Origin of the sequence: Bradyrhizobium sp. B025 (assembly GCF_042257955.1) — a bacterium.
GTDB lineage: Bacteria > Pseudomonadota > Alphaproteobacteria > Rhizobiales > Xanthobacteraceae > Bradyrhizobium > Bradyrhizobium diazoefficiens.
Genome location: NZ_CP170150.1, coordinates 5,298,360 through 5,314,945 on the forward strand (window position 1 = coordinate 5,298,360; position 16,586 = coordinate 5,314,945).

The window sequence follows — 16,586 nt, forward strand, 5'->3', positions numbered from 1 at the left end:
GCGCAGACGGTGTGCTCCCCCCGCAAGCGGGGAGAGGCGAAGTAGCCGCACCGGTCGGGCTAATTAGCGCGCGACGACTTCCACTTCGCCGTCGACGCCGTTGACGACGTTGAAGCCGCGCTCGTAGACCTTGCCCTCGTTCTTGGCGATGGCGCGGTATTCGCCTTCGGAGAGCACGACGCGCGGGAAGGCGCCGATCGATTCCTTGATGACGTCGCCGCCGGGGGTCAGAACCGACCAGGCGGTGTTGGCGAGGGCCTCGCCGCCCCTGTCGCTGACGAGCTTGAGCGTGATGACTGCGGCGCGATGGGTGATGGTGACGTCGGTGAGCTTGCCGGCCTGGACGCGAATGTCCGAGCGCACCACCGAGTTGGCATCGCCATAGTTTGAGACGATGTAGTAGGTGCCCTCCGGGATCAGCACGACGTCGCCGGCGGCGACGTTCGGCACCAGCGAGGCGCGCTCGCCGGATTCGAACTGGCTGCCCTTGTAGATCGCGAACGAGATCTGGTTCTGCGGGATGCGGCTGGTGCCGACGCGGCCTTCGATGCGCAGGCCGCCTGCCGGCAGCACGAAGGATTCGCGGTCAGTCTCGGCCTTCAGGCTGACGGTGCGCACCGCGCTGACGAGCCCGAAGGCGACGTGCACGACGTAATTGCCGGGCGGCAGCACGATGTTGGGCGTCGCGTTGCGGTCCTCCCGGATCAGCTTGAAGGTGCCGTTCTCGTCGGGACGGTCGGCGAAGACACGCCAGACCAGGCCGCTGGTGATCGGGGCCGAGTCCTTGCCGTATTTTGCGGTCAGCGACAGCACACCCTGTCCCGGCGCCGCCGCATTGAGCGGCGCGGCCGGCGGCACGGTCGTGACCGCGGGTGGCGGCATGCTGGGGGAAATCGGCTGGGTCAGGGTCGGCGGCAGGCTGGGGGGAGCCGCCCCCGGCCCGGAGGGCGGCGCCAGGCTGACGGCGCCGCCGGGGTCGGGCACCGATGCGGGGGGCACTGGCGGCGGCCGATCGGAGAAAAGCTGCGCCTGGGCAACACCTTGCCCCAGGATGACGAGGCTCGCGGCAAGGATCAGCGCCGGCAGCAGCGATACGCTGCGCCGCCATCCGATGATGCCGTCACCCCCGATAGTCATGCCACCTGCTTTTCACCGAAAACGCGGCAAATTCAAGCCTCTGAAACCCCAGGAAATACGGCCCCGCCACGGATTGATGGAACCTGGTTGACGCCTGCGTGATTAGACAGGAGGCAACCGCCCCTCGCCATACTCCTGCCCAGTGCCCTTTCCAAAGCGGCATAAACCATGCTTCGCCCCGGTTCTGGCGCAGAGCAGGTGCTATGCCTAGTCTGGTGGTGCGGCTGGCCACGCGTAGGAGAGTTTTGGTGCTGGACAGATTGAAGGGCCGCGGCGCGAATGGCTCGAACAGCGAGAAGATCGGCCTCGGCAGCATCCGCCGGCCGGTCATTGGCCTTGCCCTTGGCGGCGGCGCAGCGCGCGGCTTCGCCCACATCGGCATCATCAGGACCCTGCTCGCCAACGGCATCGTGCCCGATGTCGTGGTCGGCACCTCGATTGGCGCCGTGGTGGGCGGCCTCTACGCGTCCGGCAAGCTCGATACGCTGGAGGAGTGGGGCCGCGGTCTGCAAGGCATGCGCAACATCCTTGGTTATCTGGACATCCGCCTCAACGGCTCCGGTCTGATCGGCGGCGAGAAGCTGGCGACCCGGCTCGAGGCAGCGTGCGGCCAGACGTTGATCGAGGACCTCCCGATCAAGTTCGCCGCCGTCGCGACCGAGGTTCGCACCGGCCACGAGATCTGGCTGACACGCGGCCGCGTGGTCGACGCGATGCGCGCCTCCTACGCCCTGCCCGGTATCTTCTCACCCGTGCTGATCGGCGATCGCTGGCTGGTCGATGGCGCGCTGGTGAATCCGGTGCCGGTCTCCGCCGCCCGCGCGCTCGGCGCTGAAATCGTCATCGCTGCAAATCTTTCCAGCGACATCTTCACCTATTCGACGACGGTCTATTCGCACGGCGCGGCACCCGGACCGGCCGCACCTGCGGCCGAAGAGACGACGCCAAAACGGCGCTTCCCGAGATTCTTCTCGCCTGAGAAGACGGTGAAGCGCGAGTTCTTCGGCGGCGGGGACCGGCCCGGCCTCTCCTCGGTGATGGTCGATGCCTTCAACATCATGCAGGACCGCATCACCCGCGCCCGCCTCGCCGGCGATCCTCCGGACCTGCTGATCACGCCGCGGGTCGGCCAGTTCGGCTGGTTCGACTTCCACCGCACCGACGACCTCATCGCATTGGGCACCCGCGCCGCCGAGCGTGCGCTGGACTCGATCCAGGAGGCGATCCACGCGCTGGCGCCGCCGCCCGAGGGCGCGGCGCCCAAAGCCGGCGAGTGACGGCGGTCAGGCCGTCTTGATGTAGTCGCGCAGGGCTTCCTGCTCGGACTCGTATTCCTGGACACGGCGCTTGACGATGTCGCCGATCGAGATCAGGCCGACCACCTTGCCGTTGTCGATCACCGGCAGATGGCGGAACTTGCCTGTCGTCATCGTCTCCATGAGCTCGGCAACCGTGTCGGTCTCCTTGCAGGTCACGACCTTGCGGGTCATGACCTGGGAGACCGGCTCGTCCAGCGCGCCGGCGCCGCGCTCGCCGATCACGCGCACGATGTCGCGCTCGGACAGGATGCCTTCCAGCCGGCTCTGGTTCATCACCAGCACCGCACCGATCTTCTTCTCACCGAGCAGCTTTATCGCGGCGGCCAGCTTGGCGTCGGGCTCGACGCTCATGATCTGGTGGCCCTTGGTGTTGAGAATGGAACGTACCGTCATTGTCGCCTCCCTGAATCGGAGCCGTCCGCCTTTTGGCAGTCGGGACTTGTTCCTCGAGTCTTCAACTAACAGTTTCAGCGCCGGTTTCACGCTCAGGCGCTTTACGAAGCAAAGCCGCTACCCGCTTGTCGCTTCGGAACATTCTTCACGCGAATGATGGATGAATTCGGGCCGCGCCGCAAGCGCCGCTTCAAATACGGTCTGAAACGTCCTGTGATGACGCATCCGCAGCATCGCTTCGCACGCGCGGTACCGGATCGAACAGCGCGAACAGCAACAGGCCGGCGAAGAAGCCGCCGATATGCGCCTGCCAGGCGACGCTCGTGGTCTCGGCATCGACCCCGATCGCACCGACGCCGAAGATGATGTTGACGCCGAACCACACCGCGAGGAAGCCGACCACCCGCCCGTCGCGCAGCGCGCGCGACAGCGGCAGGGCTGGAACCTTTGCGGCGGTATCGGCGTCCGAACGGCTGAACGACAGGAAGCTGCCGCGGACGAAGGCAAAACGGATCGCCGCCGCCATCGCGCCCGACACCGAGGCCGAAGCGCCGATCATCGGCGCCACCGCATGCTCATGGGTGACGAGATGGGCGAGCGCGCCGGCCGCCGCCGTCACCGCGAGAAAGAGGAAGAACCTGATCGCGCCAAAACGCCGCGCCAGCGCGCTGCCGAACGGCAGCAGCCACAGCACGTTGAAGCCGAGATGGGTCAGATTGGCGTGCAGCAGCGAATAGGTGACGAAGCTCCAGACCTTGGCGCCGGCGCCGCCCGGGATCTGCAGATTGAGCAGCGAGGAATCGTAGCGCTTCGGGATGAAGCCGAAGACGTCGATAGTCCAGTTCTCCAGTTCCGGCGGCAGCAGCACCCGCAGATGGATCAGCGCCAGCAGGACGATATAGGCGGTCAGCGCGAACGGCAGCGTCAGGATCGGCTCGCGCGGAGCCGCCTCAACAAGGGCCGGCACGTCCGGCTGAGCATCGTGCGAATCTTGCGGGGAATCCAAGGCGGCTTCGCTTTCAGGCGCAATCGGAGCGATACGCTTGGAGATAGTCGCCTTTGCCGGCCTCGCGCAAGTGCACAAAAGGAAATCGTGAAGAGGGCTCGCCTCGAACCGAGCGAGGCACTGGGTCCCGGCTCAGCAGTGCATCGCTAAGGCGCTGCCCTGCGTCCGGGACACGGAGCCTTAGCGATCCGGACCGATCTCGTGTCCCGGACAAGGTGCGGCACGAAGTGACGCGCCGCCGAGCCGGGACCCAGATTGGCAGCGGGTTCGAATTGTACAACTTTAGGTAGCTGCAACGATCTGCCTCACGCCCATGCAAACCGCCTTCTTCGTCTATATCCTCGCGAGCAAACGAAACGGCCTGCGCTGCGTCCGGGGCACGAGAGAGTGTGCCTGAGAAAGGAAAAGGCAGGGCCCTGGGAAAGCCCTGCCTGTCCGTGTCGGACTTCCGGTACCCCGAGGGAATAAGGTGTATCCCCACCCCTCCCCGCGGCCCGTGACCAAACTGTTTGACGCCTGTGTACAGGCCCCGCCGAGAACCTGGAGAAAAGCGGCGAGGCTTGCGACCGCGGTCACCATAGCAGCGCTGCGGGAGGCGCAAAGCGCATAGTTAATTTAACGTTAACAACGCAAAGACCGGCTTAACAGGCGTGAAAACGCCCCTGCGGCATGGACGCTGCAAATCCCCTCCTGCACAACAACAGAAGGGATCGCGGGTGCACTGAAGCGGGACAGGTCTGTCCCACATGGTGTGGTCCCGGGGTAAGCGTTCAGTCATGAAACATCCGTCGAGCCGCGCATTCTTCGCGTATTGGGACAAGAGGCGCGGCGCTGCGCGGGCCCCCGACCGGGCCGACATCGACCCGGCCGCAGTCCGCGGCCTGCTCGGTGACATCTTCGTGCTGTCCTGCGAACAGAACCTCGGGTTTCCGTTCCGCGTCGCCGGCACGCGCGTCTGTGCGCTCGCCGGACTCGACCTCAAGGACCAGAGCTTTGCGGCGCTGTTCACTGAGGCCAGCCGCAGCGAGATCGGGGAGATCACGACTGTCGTCGCCGACGAGACGCTCGGCGCCATCGCCGGCGTCACCGCCGCGCGCGAGGACGGCAGCAAGGCGCATCTCGAACTGTTGCTGCTGCCTTTCAACGCCCGCCCGCACACACCCGTGAGCGTGACCGGCGTGCTCGCCCCCTTCGACGACGAATGCGGCGCGCTCGGGCCGTTCACCCTCACCTCCTGGCGCTATCTGCACCAGCCGGAGAAGCTGCTGCCGCGCGCCATCCGCAAATTGCAGATCGCACGCGGGCTGATGGTGTATGAGGGGTTGCGGTAGGAGCAGCCCTCGTGTCGCGCGCGCAGCTTCTGCAAACGGCCGACCAGGTTTTCAGCGCGCGAGTCAATTGAAGGTCAAACCGCGTCGGCGCGCGGCGCGCGATCCGTTATTGGAACCTTACCTGCCGAAGTGCGTTTGTCCACTTGCCGTGGCAAGTGTCGGCGCGGCAACGCGGCTCGGCCGGTGACGATGCTTTCGCCCGCCGCCGAGCCTCCGTCGAGGGGCTACTCCCGTGATGGAGCGCGCGACAAGAGTTGGTAATCGCCTGTTAGCTGCGTTACCGCCGGCCGACTTCGCTTTGCTTGCACCGCATTTACGGAAAGTACCGCTCCTGCACGACGCAGTGCTCGTTCGATCGGGCGACCGGATCGAGCACCTTTACTTCCCCTGCAGCGGCGCGATCGCCCTCATCATGGAGTTGCCGAACGGACAGACGGCCGCAACCGCGGTGATCGGCAACGACGGCGCCGTCGGACTCATGACGGCGCTCGGCCCCGTCCGATCTCCCCTGACGGCGGTTGTCCGCGTGGCCGGGACCGCACTGCAGATCTCACCCGCGCGATTTCAAGCGGCGCTCGAACGCAGTCCCGCCATCGCAAACGCGGTTCAGATTGTCACCAGGGCGATGATGACGCAATTCCTGCACGTCGCGGCCTGCAACGCGCTGCACTCCGTCGAAGCGCGCCTCGCCCGCTGGCTGCTTCACATTCACGACCGGACGGATGGCGGTGACATCCTGCCCCTGACCCAGGAGACGCTATCGGAATTGCTCGGCGTCCGGCGCACCACGGTCACGCACGTCGTGAGCGCACTGCGAGCATCAAGGGCCATCAAATCCAATCGGCGCGGCCAGCTCGAGATCGACAGGCAACGGCTCGAGGTCGTCGCTTGCGAATGCTACAAGGTGATGAGCCGCAGGATCGATCGGATCGTGTCGCAGGATGCGGTAAGGCTCCTTCACGCCGCGCCGGCGCGGAATGGCTGCCCGCCCCCGGACTTCCCGTTCGCCAAGACCGACTCGTAGACCCAGGCCTCCCTGGCGAACCACTCGTGCGTCGCCGCGCACATCCGGCAATAGGTGCGCGAGAAAAAGACCGCGCTGCAGCGAAACTTGTCGCTATCCACCTCGATGCCTGTCGGAATAGCGCTCCCCGTTTCCGGGCACTTGATCATCACCATACCCATCCCTGATTTCCCTCCAGCTTGGCATCACCTCACGGCGAGGCTGGCCGCCATCGGCTGGACGGCGTCTCTTCTCGCGAAGACGCTCGTCCAGCCGATCCACGTGGCCAGTAGCTTCGATTCAAGCAGCCCTATGCAGAACCCGGTTGAAGCTGTTCTTGATCGGCTCGGCCGTCTCGGTCGCGACCTTCTGGGCCAGATCCCAAAGCTCCCGATTCTGGGCGGAAGCCGCTTCAAAGGTCTTGCGACCGTGGGCGGTGGAGAGGTTCACGAGGTCCGCAAACGACCTCGCATCCGCAAGCTGGGAGAAGAATTCCAGCGCGGAGCTGGTATTGGCGTTGGATATTTCGATGACCTTGGTGCCGTAATCGGCGGAACGCTTGGCACTGGTCGAACAGGCGTCGCAGAGTGCCGCGGTAATCTCCTCGGACGTCACCTTCATCTGCTCGAAATTTGCCTTGGCCCGTGTCGCGGCCGGCGCGGCGAGATCGCCGAAGATCGCCTGGATGTTGAAAAACGGCATGTCGAACTTGAGCTTTGTATTTCCGTTCGCCGTCCCATTCAGCGGAGCGGCTTTCGTCTCGACTTTCATATCGGCATCACTCACGGGCTTTCATCCTTTCAAGCGAAACTAGATGATGGATTGAAGACTCCCCGACGCGTCCAGGTGCGTGCTGCAACGGGACGCCACTGCCCCTACTTTCACGATGGTGGGATGCTGCTGCGGATATTCCGCTCTCGCCCCCTGCCGGAGCCAACTATGGCCGACGACAATCGACGCTTCGGTTCGCTTTCGGACTCTCGCTTTGAATTTATTCGAATATTGCGACGAAGCGGCGCAGCGAGAATCCTGCGCCCTTAAAGTTGCGGCAATTGCATGCGCCAACTTCAGATCAGCACCGGCGAGCTATTCAGAGGCGTCGATCCCCGGAGCCGTTTGAGCCGGAATGTTCTACCGCCTGCGCAGCCGGCAAGTTGGCCTGCAACGGACCCTGTGCGACAAATTGGCCGGTCTACGCGGGCTGATGGTGTATGAAGGGCTGCGGTAGATTTCGTTTCGACGCGAGCGAGCGCCACAATCTCGATGCAGCCTCTCTCACCTGGACGAAGCAGCCATGCCCGACGTCATCAATTTCGGTACGCTCGAGCTCCGCTTCCTGCACAGCAAGGACGACACCGGCGGCAGCGTCGACATCTTCGAAATGACGTTGCAGCCGAATGCGCGGATGCCGATCCCGCACTATCACGACCGCTGGGACGAAACGATCTACGGGCTGTCCGGCGTCTCGACCTGGACGATCGACGGCCAGCAGACCGATGTTGGCCCCGGAGCCTCAGTCTTCATCAAGCGCGGCATCGTGCACGGCTTTACCAACCGTTCGACGGGGCCTGCGACATGCCTGTGCATCCTGAGCCCCGGGGTGCTGGGACCGCAATATTTCACCGAGATGGCAGCGCTCCTGTCGGCCGGCGCGCCGCCCGATCCCGTGAAGATGAAAGAGACGATGCTGCGCTACGGACTGGTGCCGGCGCCGGCCGCGTGAGCCAAGCTCGCCGGCGAATGGAAATGACCGAGCATCATGCGATCTCGTCGGTCCAGACCTTGAAGCTGACCAGCTCGTTCGGGCCGAAGGTCTGCGTGATCGGAACGTCGCAGGCATCGCGCCCCTGAGCGATCAGGACGCGGCCCTGCCGCGGCACGTTGTTGCGCGGGTCGAAAGTGTGCCAGCGCCCGCCGATGAAGGCCTCGAACCAGCCGGCGAAATCGCCCACCGCCCAAGGCTGCGGCGTGCCGACGTCGCTCAGATAGCCGGTGCAATACCGTGCGGGAATGTTCATGCAGCGGCAGAACGCAATGGCGAGGTGGGCATAGTCGCGGCAGACGCCCTTGCCCTCCTGGTATGCCTCCCACGCCGTCTTGGTCGCGCGCGCATGCTCGTAGCCGAAAGCGATGTGGCCGTGAACGAAATCGCAGATCGCCTGCACCCGCGCCCACCCCGGAGGCGTCTTCTCGAACAGCTTCCAGGCGATCTCCGAGAGCCGGTCGGTCTCGCAGTAGCGGCTGCCGAGCAGATAAACCAGCGTATCGGAAGGCAGCTCTTCGATCCTGTGCTGAACCGCCGACGCAACCACCGGATCCGGCAAGCCGCTGTCGCGAACCACGCCATCTGCTGCAAGGCGCATGCGACCGGCCGGCGCGACCATGCGGCTGCACCAATTGCCGAACATGTCCCGATAGGGCGTGATCTCGACCGCAGGCGTGGTGGTCAGGAAGTCCGGCACGATGACATCGGAGGCGCGCGTGAAATGCGTGCCCAGCACCATGATCATCGGAGTCGGTTGCGGGAAATCATAGAGCATTTCGAATCCGACACGGAATTTCATTCGAAATGCCTTTTTGCTGGGTGTCAGCTCGAAATGGCGATGAATCCGCCGATTACAAGGCATGCAGGCGAACTTGCGCGTGCTCCGCGCCATCATTGCAGTTCGCGCCCGGGCTGGCGAGTTCGTTTTGACAGCTTCACCGGCGCGGCCCGCGCGGCTAAGCTGTGCGCTCCAAAAGGATTTGATCTATGGGAAGAGCATGCTGACCGGAAGTTGCCTGTGCGGCGCCGTTGCGTATGAAGTGGATGCGGAGCCCGCGCCCTTCGTGCATTGCCATTGCCAGACCTGCCGCAAGACGCACGGCTCGGCGTTTTCCAGCGTGATGCCGGTGCCGCGCGCGGCGTTCCGGTGGGTGCGCGGCAACGAGTTGCTCGCCGCGTTCGAGTCCTCGCCCGGCAAATTCCGCCGCTTCTGCACCCGCTGCGGCTCGCACATCATGGCGGAACGGATCGCGCAGCCGAACGTGCTGTTGCGCATGGGATGCCTGGATACGCCGATCGCGGGCCCCGCGCGCGCTCACATCTGGCGCTCGGACGCGGCAAGCTGGTACGACCCCAAGGACGCGACGCCGGAACTGCCGGAAGCGGCCGCCAGCCCTCCCCCGGCGCGATAGAGTCCCTCGCGCGACACGCCGCCTGCGCTATCGGGCCGGACATCGCCTGCCACGGCGATCCCCGGCCCGTGCTGTCAATCGCTCACGGCATCGCCAGATGCCAGGCGCCGTTGAGGAAACCGTCGCCGGTGATGTCGCCGGGCTTGGTATCCTTGGCGAAAGTATAGAGCGGCTTGCCCTTGTAGGCCCATTGCCTGGAGCCGTCGTCGCGCGTGATGATGGTGTAGCCGTCGCCGGCGGCATCGCCGGCCTCGGCCTTCAGCACCGGCCAGTTCGTCGCACACGGACCGTTGCAGGCCGACTTGCCGTCCGCGTCCTTGTCGAAGGTGTAGAGCGTCATGCCCTTGGCGTCAGTGAGCACGCTGCCCTTGTCGGTCTTGCCGGTTTTCGTCGGCGGCGCGGCGAACGCGGCGGGAATGATTGCGAGCGACACGGCTAGCGTGAGCGCGAGGCGAATCGGGGATGTCGTCATGATCTCTCCTGTCATGCAATTGGCTTGCATGGGTAGGACGCCGCGCGAGCCGTCGTATTCCTTTGAGCGCGGCAAAGAAATTTTTCGCTGCACGCATCATTGCACCGGAATAAACTGGAATGAGTGAGACGGACCGACATGAGCAAGCTGCATTGGCGTCCCGCGCACGCCTCCGACCTGCCCGCGATCGGCGCGATCGCAGCGCGCATCCATCCTGGTCTGCCTGAACGCCTCGAGGTGTTCGCGGAGAAGATGCGGCTCTTTCCCGATGGCTGCCGTGTGCTCATCGCGGACGACGAGATCGCCGGCTACGGACTATCGCATCCTTGGCGTCGGCACCGGATTCCGCCGCTCGATGGATTCCTCGAACGACTGCCCGATGACGCGGACTGCCTCTACGTGCACGACGTCGCCGTGCTGCCGGATCATCGTGGCGGCGTAGCGCGTGCCTATGTCGAAACGATCGAGAAACTCGCGCGCTCGCGGGGTATCGCGACCCTCGCCCTGATCTCGGTCTACGCCACGCGACCGCTGTGGGAACGTTTCGGCTTTCGGCCCGTTACGGCGGATGCGGAGCTGCGCGCAAAGCTCGAATCCTACGGCGCCAGCGCGACCTACATGCTCCGCGATCTCACGGAGCCGTCGAGCGCCGGCACATGAGCTCGCCGTCCGATTCCCCGCTCACGCGGGCGTGAAGCCGCCGGCTCGAACCGGTTTCGATCAGCTTCCGTCGAAGGTTCGTGCGAGCCGTTCCGGTCTCGCCGACCCGAGGCTGGAGAATTTCATGAGACTCTCATTGTCGAAAGTTGCTTTCATTGCATGCGTTGCGGCGACCGCGTTCACGGCGACCAGCGCCAACGCGGTGCAGTTGCGGACCTATGGCTGCGACACGGCCTTCTTCGAGGGCTGCGCCGGCTTTGTCGAAGTGCCGCAGCAGCAGGCCGGACGGCGCGTCGTTCGCCTCACTCACGATACCTCGCCGATCTACATGAAGCAGACCGACCCTCGCTACAATTCGGCGATGCGTGATGCCGGCGGCGGTGGTGGTGGCGGAGGCGGCGGCGGTGGTGGCGGCGGCCGCTAAGCCCACCCGATCTTGCGGGAACGCCGCTGGTTCGTGCCAGCGGCGTTCATTCGTTCCGGCCAGGACACGCGGGTAATTCAGCCCCGATGCTTCTTCTTTGCCTTCTTTCCGGGCGCGCCCTTCACAGGCCACGCAGTGACCGCAGGCGGCTGTCCGGCGTGGCCGGGCTTGTTCTTATGCTTCTTTTTCTTCCCGAAAGCAGGAGCATCGTCGAATTTCGGCCCGCGCTCGCCGAAAGCCTTGCTGCGCGGCTTGAATCCCGCCTCGCGCGGGCGATCGTCGCGACGTTCACGATGATCGCTGTCGCCGCTCTCGCGCCGAGGCGGCTTTGACCGCTCTTCCGAAGGCGCTTGCCGCTGCGGCGCATCCGCCATCGGTTCGAGGCGGATATTGTCTTCCTTGTCCGGACGCTTGATCTTGGCAGCGAAGGAGTCCGCGACCCGCTCGGAAATTTCGAACTCGGTTGTCGTGTCCATGATTTTGATGGCGCCGATGTCGCCCTTGTCGATGCCGCCACGACGGCAAATCATTGGCAACAGCCAGCGTGCTTCCGCATTCTTTCTTCGTCCGATGTTGGCCCGGAACCAGACGCTACCCTCCGCCATGCCGTGCTTCGACGACGATTTCCCCGATTTGGGGCGGGCTCTTTCGGGGCGATCATCGCCGCCCTGGGCCCGGACATTGTCGCGACCGCGATCGTCGCGCGGCCGGCTAGCCCGCTCGCCGGGATCGATGATGTCTTCCGGCGACGGCAGCCGCGCGCGATAGAGCCGCGCCAGCGCCGCGGCGATATCCTCGGGCGATCGTTCGGCCAATAGCGCCTGCGCCAGCACCAGATCGTCGGCGGTCGTCTCCTCGGTGAAGAGCACGTCCTTCATGCGCTCGTGATCGAGCTTGCGGATCTCGTCCGCCTGGGGTGCCGTTCCCCAGACCGCGTCGATGCCTGAGAGATTGAGCAGCAGCTCCGCACGCCGCCGCCGTGCGGGCGGCACCAGCAGGACACTCGTGCCCTTTCGCCCCGCACGGCCGGTACGGCCCGAGCGATGCTGCATGACTTCGGCGTCGTTGGGCAGATCGGCCTGAATGACGAGGTCGAGGCTCGGCAGGTCGATGCCGCGGGCGGCGACGTCGGTTGCTACGCAGACGCGGGCACGCCCGTCCCTAAGCGACTGGAGCGCCAGGGTCCGCTCGTTCTGCGTCAATTCGCCCGATAGCGCGACGACGGAGAAGCCGCGCTCCAGCAGTGCCGCCTGCAAATGCCGGACGGCATCGCGCGTGCTGCAGAACACCAGGGCGCTCGGCGCCTCGAAGAAGCGCAGCACGTTGACCACCGCGTGCTCGACATCGGCGGGAGCGATCCGGATCGCGCGATACTCGATATCGGCGTGACCGCCTTCGTCGCCCGCGACCTCGATCCGGAACGCCTGCTGCTGATATTGCTTGGCCAGCGCGACGATGCCGCGCGGAAAGGTCGCCGAGAACAACAGGGTGCGGCGCGTCTCCGGCGTGGTCTCGAGGATGAACTCCATGTCCTCGCGAAAGCCGAGATTGAGCATCTCGTCGGCCTCGTCGAGGACGACGGCCTTCAATTCGGAGATGTCGAGACGGCCACGGCGCAAATGATCGCACAGCCGGCCCGGCGTGCCGACGACGATGTGCGCGCCGGCCGCCAGCTCGCGCTGCTCGCGCCGCGGATCCATGCCGCCGACACAGGAGACGACGCGCCCGTCAGCATGCTCGTACAGCCAGGCCAGTTCGCGCTGAACCTGCAAGGCAAGCTCGCGGGTCGGCGCCACGATCAGGGCGAGCGGCGCGCCCGCCCGCTCGAACCGCTCGATGCCATCAAGCAGATCCTTGGCCAGGGCCAGTCCGTAAGCGAGGGTCTTGCCGGAGCCGGTCTGGGCCGAGACCAGGAGGTCGCGGCCTGCGGCCTCCTCGGTGAGCACGGCGAGCTGAACGGGGGTCGGACGGTCGTAGTTGCGCTCGGCCAAAGCTCGGGCGAGCGGCGGACTCATGGTCGGGAATGACACGGGATAAACCTTGGTTGGTCCAGGCGCGGAACGTCGAGCCGCGCGACCTGAAGCTGCGTGCTCGGCAAATGGTCCGGCCGCACGCGTGGTGATTTGATTTGGACGCTCTTTACGCCAAGCGCGGGCAAATCACCATGCCTATGACGCATGGCTTTGGCGACATCGCGAATAAGCTTACCGGCGGTCCGACCTACTACATGCAGCGTTTCCGGGCCGTTTTGCTGCATATAGTGAGCTTTTGCTCCAAAGCGGCTGATTTTCGCGGCCGCCTCGCTTAAATTGTGCGCGATTGGACGTGCCGGGAATGCGCGCATGATCTCTTCCATCAAACGCACCTGCGGCGATTGCACGCTCTGCTGCAAGGTGATGGCCATCGAGGCGCTGGCCAAGCCCGCGAATGCCTGGTGCCGGCATTGCAAGCCCGGCCGCGGCTGCGCGATCTACGCCGAGCGGCCGGCCGAATGCGAGAACTTCGCCTGCTTGTGGCTGGTCAACGATCTCCTCGACGAGCGCTGGAAGCCGAGCCGGTCGAAGCTGGTCCTGACCACGTCAGAGGACGGTATCGAAGTCCGATCCGACCCGGGCTTTCCCGACGCCTGGCGCAAGCAGCCCTTCGCCGACGACATCCGCGCATGGGCGGTCGAAGGCGAGACCAGCAACATGACGGTGGTCGTGATCGTCGGCCAGCGCATGATCCTCGTCACGCCGGATCGCGAATTCGATCTCGGTGTCGTGGGGCCCGATGAGCGGATCGTGCGGGAGCTGGAGGGCACGAAGGTGGTGGGTGCGGCGGTGGTGAAGGAAAGCGAGATCGATACGGGGAGCGGCGCCCCGCCGACTTAGCCGGCGCCCCTTGGATCTCGCCAGCCAGGATCACGCGATTGACCGGATGCAAGTCTTGTCGCGCCCGCCACTTGATCCCAAATCGTGCCTCACGAGAGAGCAACGGGTGAAACATGACCGACAGCATATCGCTTGCCGACAAGCTCGCGACCTTTCAGGACTATTGGTCGCCGCGCACGATCACGACCTTCAACGATTGCGACGTGATGGTGGTGAAGGTGAAGGGCGAATTCACCTGGCACAAGCACGACGACACCGACGATTTCTTTCTGGTCCTGAAAGGCAATCTGGACATCGAATTGCGGGATCGCACGGTGACGCTCGGTCCGGGCGAGCTCTACGTCGTGCCCAAAGGTGTCGAGCATCGCCCGGTGGCGCGCGAGGAGGTTCACCTGATGCTGATCGAGCCGACCGGCACGCCGAACACGGGCGACAAGGCAACCGCCGCCGCGCGCAAGCTGGCATAGCGTGCAACGCGCCTGGCGCGGCCCTAATCCCTGGAGGTCGCCAGTTTGCTGAAGCTGCCGACCAGCTTGGCTCTTGCGCGCGCAACAGTGTTCTTGGCCGCGCGGGACAGGGCTCGGATGGCACGCCAGGCTTCGGTCGCCTGCAGCCACGCCTTCGCCGCGGCGTATTTTCCGTACGTCCAGGCAAAAGCGGGAATTCGCATCAGCTTGTCGCGCGTGAGATGAAACAGGCGCTCGACCAGCACCAGCTTGAGCAATTCGCCGACAATGAAAGTCACGGCACCACCCAGGACCTGACCGGTTGCGGCGAGGTACGCAGCAACCGGCTTGACCGGCTCCAGAAGAACGACGGGCACGGAGAACAAGGCGAGCGACGGATAAGGCGGCAGCGATTTGATCCAGGCGCGCAATCGCCTGAATTCGAAATGCCGCCCGATCCAGCGCCCAATCGGCCTCGCCACGGCCATGAAGACCGCATCCACCAGGAAGTAGATCGCAGCCAGGATGTAAGTGACAGGTTTCAGGATTTGCTTCACGGCACCTCTCCCGCGAAGTGAAAGTCGGAACTTGGGCCTAAGTTTCACCTCTGCGTGGATAGTTCGGGGATATCGGATGGAACTTTTGGGGCATCGGCTCCTGCTCAGATCTCCGCGTAGCCTCCAATAGATTGCCGTCTGGGTCGCGGAAGCAGGAAATCCCCGCCAAGGCCCGGGATATCGCTTCGCTCATCCGAGCTACAGATCTTCACTCCACCAGTTCCGGCCACGGCACGATCGTCGACTTCACCGTCTTCATCGCCATCGCATCCCTCACCGCCTGCGCGACGCCCTCTTCCGTGAACGGGTAAATCGTCTGCATCTTCAGCCAGGGGTATTTGCCCGCCGTGCGGTAGAGCATGTCCACGCCGAGCGGCAGGTCGTTGCCGGTAAAGCCCCAGGAGCCGAGCACGTTGAGGTCCTTGGTGCAGATGCGATGCCATGAGGTCTCGATCGAGCCGGCATCGGTGAACTGGCCCATCTCGACATAGGTGCCGCCGTCGCGCAGCATCTCGATGCCTTCGGGGCCGGCGGTCGGATGGCCCGAGCAGTCCATCACGAGATCGGCGCCGAAGCCGCCGACGATCTCGCGCACGTGCGCGATGCGCTCTTGCGGTGACTTCAGCTCGTCGATATTCACCGTCGCCTCCGCGCCGAACTCACGCGCGAGCTTGAGCCGCGGCTCCTCCGGCGCGCCGACGCAGATCACGCGCCCTGCCCCCATCTCCTTCGCGGCCGCGACCGCGAGAATGCCGATCGGGCCGGAGCCCTGGATCACCACAGTGTCGCCCCAGGAAAAACCGCCGGCACGGCTGGCGCGGTTGAAGGCGCGGATGCAGGAAGTCAGCGGCTCCGACAGCGCGCCCAGCCGCAACGACATGTCGTCGGGCAGCTTGTAAATCTTGGTGCCCGGCAGCATGTCGAGGTCGACATAGACATATTCGGCCCAGCCGCCCCACATGTGCGGCGCCTTGTCGAAGCCGAGATAGCGGCCGTAATAGACCGGCGTCAGGCACTTGTTGGCGGTCTGCGGATAATGGATGCAGTAATAGCAGCGGCCACACGGCATCAGCGGCGGGATCATCACCTTCGAGCCGACGGTCAGCGGCTTGCTCATGAAGTCCTCGGTGAACTCGTCGCCGCATTCGACGATGATTCCACCGAGCTCATGTCCCAGCGTGAACGGCCAGGGCAGCGGCTTCGGCCAGTGTCCCTTGAGGATGTGCAGGTCGGTGCCGCAGACCCCGCAGGCGCCGATCTTGATCAGCGCAGCCTTGCGGCCGACCTTCGGCCACGGCACGGTGCGGATCACAGGCTCCGAGCCCGGTCCTGCGTGAGTGCAGACGCGGATGTGCTCCATGGTGTGTCCTCGATGCCCGTCTGTTATGATTGATTGGCGCGGGCTGAGGCGAAGCGTATGTGAGATGCGCAGTCGTGCCAAGCGCGAGTCTCGTAGCCCGCATGAGCAAAGCGACACGCGGGAGCAGCGGTCCCGGATTTCGCCGCGCTCCATCCGGGCTACAGCGCCTGCCTGCCACAAGCTCAACCGTCATCCCCGCGCAACCGCAAAGCGGTTGTCGCTGGAGGTGCGAGCCTTGCGACGCGTCTGCGTCGCAAGGAGAAACCTCGAAGGATGACGGTGGTGCTTGTGGCAGCGGTGCATGGCTGATCTCCAAGCACACCCAAGTGTCTTGAGCGGTCGGCGCCGACCGTGTAGGGACGACTTAAGTCCCACCCAGGTGCCCCTTGAACCCCCTTCCCCAAAATCCCGTGGTCGCGTCCGGTTCG

19 protein-coding genes are annotated in these 16,586 nt (G+C 64.8%); 9 read left to right on the forward strand and 10 right to left on the reverse strand.

Annotated features, from left to right (window positions below):
* Nucleotides 1-63: 63 nt before the first annotated feature.
* Nucleotides 64-1,137 (reverse strand): hypothetical protein, encoded by a 1,074-nt coding sequence (locus tag ACE10W_RS24770; RefSeq protein WP_097532350.1) that lies wholly within the window; start codon nt 1,135-1,137, stop codon nt 64-66.
* Between the two features lie 248 nt (nt 1,138-1,385).
* On the opposite strand from ACE10W_RS24770, the gene ACE10W_RS24775 reads away from it, so the two are divergent.
* Nucleotides 1,386-2,414: a patatin-like phospholipase family protein gene (locus tag ACE10W_RS24775; RefSeq protein ID WP_028175852.1), complete on the forward strand. Its 1,029-nt coding sequence runs from the start codon at nt 1,386-1,388 to the stop codon at nt 2,412-2,414.
* Nucleotides 2,415-2,420: 6 nt separating this feature from the next.
* Here ACE10W_RS24775 and ACE10W_RS24780 read toward each other — a convergent pair whose 3' ends face one another.
* A complete protein-coding gene (locus ACE10W_RS24780) occupies nt 2,421-2,849 on the reverse strand; it encodes a CBS domain-containing protein (protein WP_011088299.1) in 429 nt (142 codons plus the stop codon).
* 190 nt (nt 2,850-3,039) lie between these two features.
* Entirely contained in the window at nt 3,040-3,855 is an 816-nt protein-coding gene (locus ACE10W_RS24785; protein WP_060908042.1) for a rhomboid family intramembrane serine protease, read from the reverse strand.
* A gap of 776 nt (nt 3,856-4,631) precedes the next feature.
* Here ACE10W_RS24785 and ACE10W_RS24790 point away from each other — a divergent pair.
* Together ACE10W_RS24790 and ACE10W_RS24795 are read left to right on the forward strand one after the other, a co-directional pair.
* Nucleotides 4,632-5,186, forward strand: coding sequence for a PAS domain-containing protein (locus ACE10W_RS24790; RefSeq protein WP_375762011.1), 555 nt, complete (start codon nt 4,632-4,634; stop codon nt 5,184-5,186).
* A gap of 232 nt (nt 5,187-5,418) precedes the next feature.
* Complete coding sequence (locus ACE10W_RS24795; RefSeq protein WP_011088302.1) at nt 5,419-6,210, forward strand: Crp/Fnr family transcriptional regulator; 792 nt, start codon at nt 5,419-5,421, stop codon at nt 6,208-6,210.
* A gap of 279 nt (nt 6,211-6,489) precedes the next feature.
* Here the strand turns inward: ACE10W_RS24795 and ACE10W_RS24800 are convergent, their stop codons facing one another.
* Nucleotides 6,490-6,975, reverse strand: coding sequence for a phasin (locus ACE10W_RS24800; protein ID WP_011088303.1), 486 nt, complete (start codon nt 6,973-6,975; stop codon nt 6,490-6,492).
* A 508-nt stretch (nt 6,976-7,483) separates the two neighbouring features.
* Between ACE10W_RS24800 and ACE10W_RS24805 the strand changes: the two genes are divergently transcribed.
* Nucleotides 7,484-7,912 carry a cupin domain-containing protein gene (locus tag ACE10W_RS24805; protein WP_375762012.1) on the forward strand — a complete coding sequence of 143 codons (429 nt, stop codon included), beginning with the start codon at nt 7,484-7,486 and terminating at the stop codon, nt 7,910-7,912.
* A 34-nt stretch (nt 7,913-7,946) separates the two neighbouring features.
* Here ACE10W_RS24805 and ACE10W_RS24810 read toward each other — a convergent pair whose 3' ends face one another.
* On the reverse strand, nt 7,947-8,753 hold the full coding sequence (locus ACE10W_RS24810) for a transglutaminase family protein (protein WP_011088305.1): 807 nt from the start codon (nt 8,751-8,753) through the stop codon (nt 7,947-7,949).
* A gap of 79 nt (nt 8,754-8,832) precedes the next feature.
* Between ACE10W_RS24810 and ACE10W_RS24815 the strand changes: the two genes are divergently transcribed.
* On the forward strand, nt 8,833-9,366 hold the full coding sequence (locus ACE10W_RS24815; RefSeq protein WP_244651886.1) for a GFA family protein: 534 nt from the start codon (nt 8,833-8,835) through the stop codon (nt 9,364-9,366).
* Between the two features lie 82 nt (nt 9,367-9,448).
* Here ACE10W_RS24815 and ACE10W_RS24820 read toward each other — a convergent pair whose 3' ends face one another.
* A complete protein-coding gene (locus ACE10W_RS24820) occupies nt 9,449-9,838 on the reverse strand; it encodes a hypothetical protein (RefSeq protein WP_028175845.1) in 390 nt (129 codons plus the stop codon).
* Between the two features lie 138 nt (nt 9,839-9,976).
* On the opposite strand from ACE10W_RS24820, the gene ACE10W_RS24825 reads away from it, so the two are divergent.
* Together ACE10W_RS24825 and ACE10W_RS24830 are read left to right on the forward strand one after the other, a co-directional pair.
* On the forward strand, nt 9,977-10,498 hold the full coding sequence (locus tag ACE10W_RS24825) for a GNAT family N-acetyltransferase (protein WP_182872023.1): 522 nt from the start codon (nt 9,977-9,979) through the stop codon (nt 10,496-10,498).
* Nucleotides 10,499-10,622: 124 nt separating this feature from the next.
* A complete protein-coding gene (locus ACE10W_RS24830; RefSeq protein WP_162603611.1) occupies nt 10,623-10,922 on the forward strand; it encodes a hypothetical protein in 300 nt (99 codons plus the stop codon).
* Nucleotides 10,923-10,999: 77 nt separating this feature from the next.
* On the opposite strand, the gene ACE10W_RS24835 is transcribed toward ACE10W_RS24830, so the two are convergent.
* Nucleotides 11,000-12,937, reverse strand: coding sequence for a DEAD/DEAH box helicase (locus ACE10W_RS24835; protein ID WP_179883786.1), 1,938 nt, complete (start codon nt 12,935-12,937; stop codon nt 11,000-11,002).
* Nucleotides 12,934-13,326, reverse strand: coding sequence for a hypothetical protein (locus ACE10W_RS24840; protein WP_202633247.1), 393 nt, complete (start codon nt 13,324-13,326; stop codon nt 12,934-12,936). Before ACE10W_RS24840 ends, ACE10W_RS24835 begins: the two co-directional genes overlap by 4 nt.
* Here ACE10W_RS24840 and ACE10W_RS24845 point away from each other — a divergent pair.
* Both ACE10W_RS24845 and ACE10W_RS24850 read left to right on the forward strand, forming a co-directional pair.
* Nucleotides 13,319-13,795: a hypothetical protein gene (locus ACE10W_RS24845; protein ID WP_246740586.1), complete on the forward strand. Its 477-nt coding sequence runs from the start codon at nt 13,319-13,321 to the stop codon at nt 13,793-13,795. The genes ACE10W_RS24840 and ACE10W_RS24845 overlap by 8 nt on opposite strands.
* Nucleotides 13,796-13,908: 113 nt before the next feature.
* Nucleotides 13,909-14,262, forward strand: a complete 354-nt coding sequence (locus ACE10W_RS24850; protein WP_271612033.1) for a cupin domain-containing protein — start codon at nt 13,909-13,911, stop codon at nt 14,260-14,262.
* 23 nt (nt 14,263-14,285) lie between these two features.
* On the opposite strand, the gene ACE10W_RS24855 is transcribed toward ACE10W_RS24850, so the two are convergent.
* Nucleotides 14,286-14,798, reverse strand: a complete 513-nt coding sequence (locus tag ACE10W_RS24855; protein WP_271612034.1) for a hypothetical protein — start codon at nt 14,796-14,798, stop codon at nt 14,286-14,288.
* 208 nt (nt 14,799-15,006) lie between these two features.
* On the reverse strand, nt 15,007-16,158 hold the full coding sequence (locus ACE10W_RS24860) for a zinc-binding dehydrogenase (protein ID WP_028175838.1): 1,152 nt from the start codon (nt 16,156-16,158) through the stop codon (nt 15,007-15,009).
* Nucleotides 16,159-16,586: the final 428 nt, after the last annotated feature.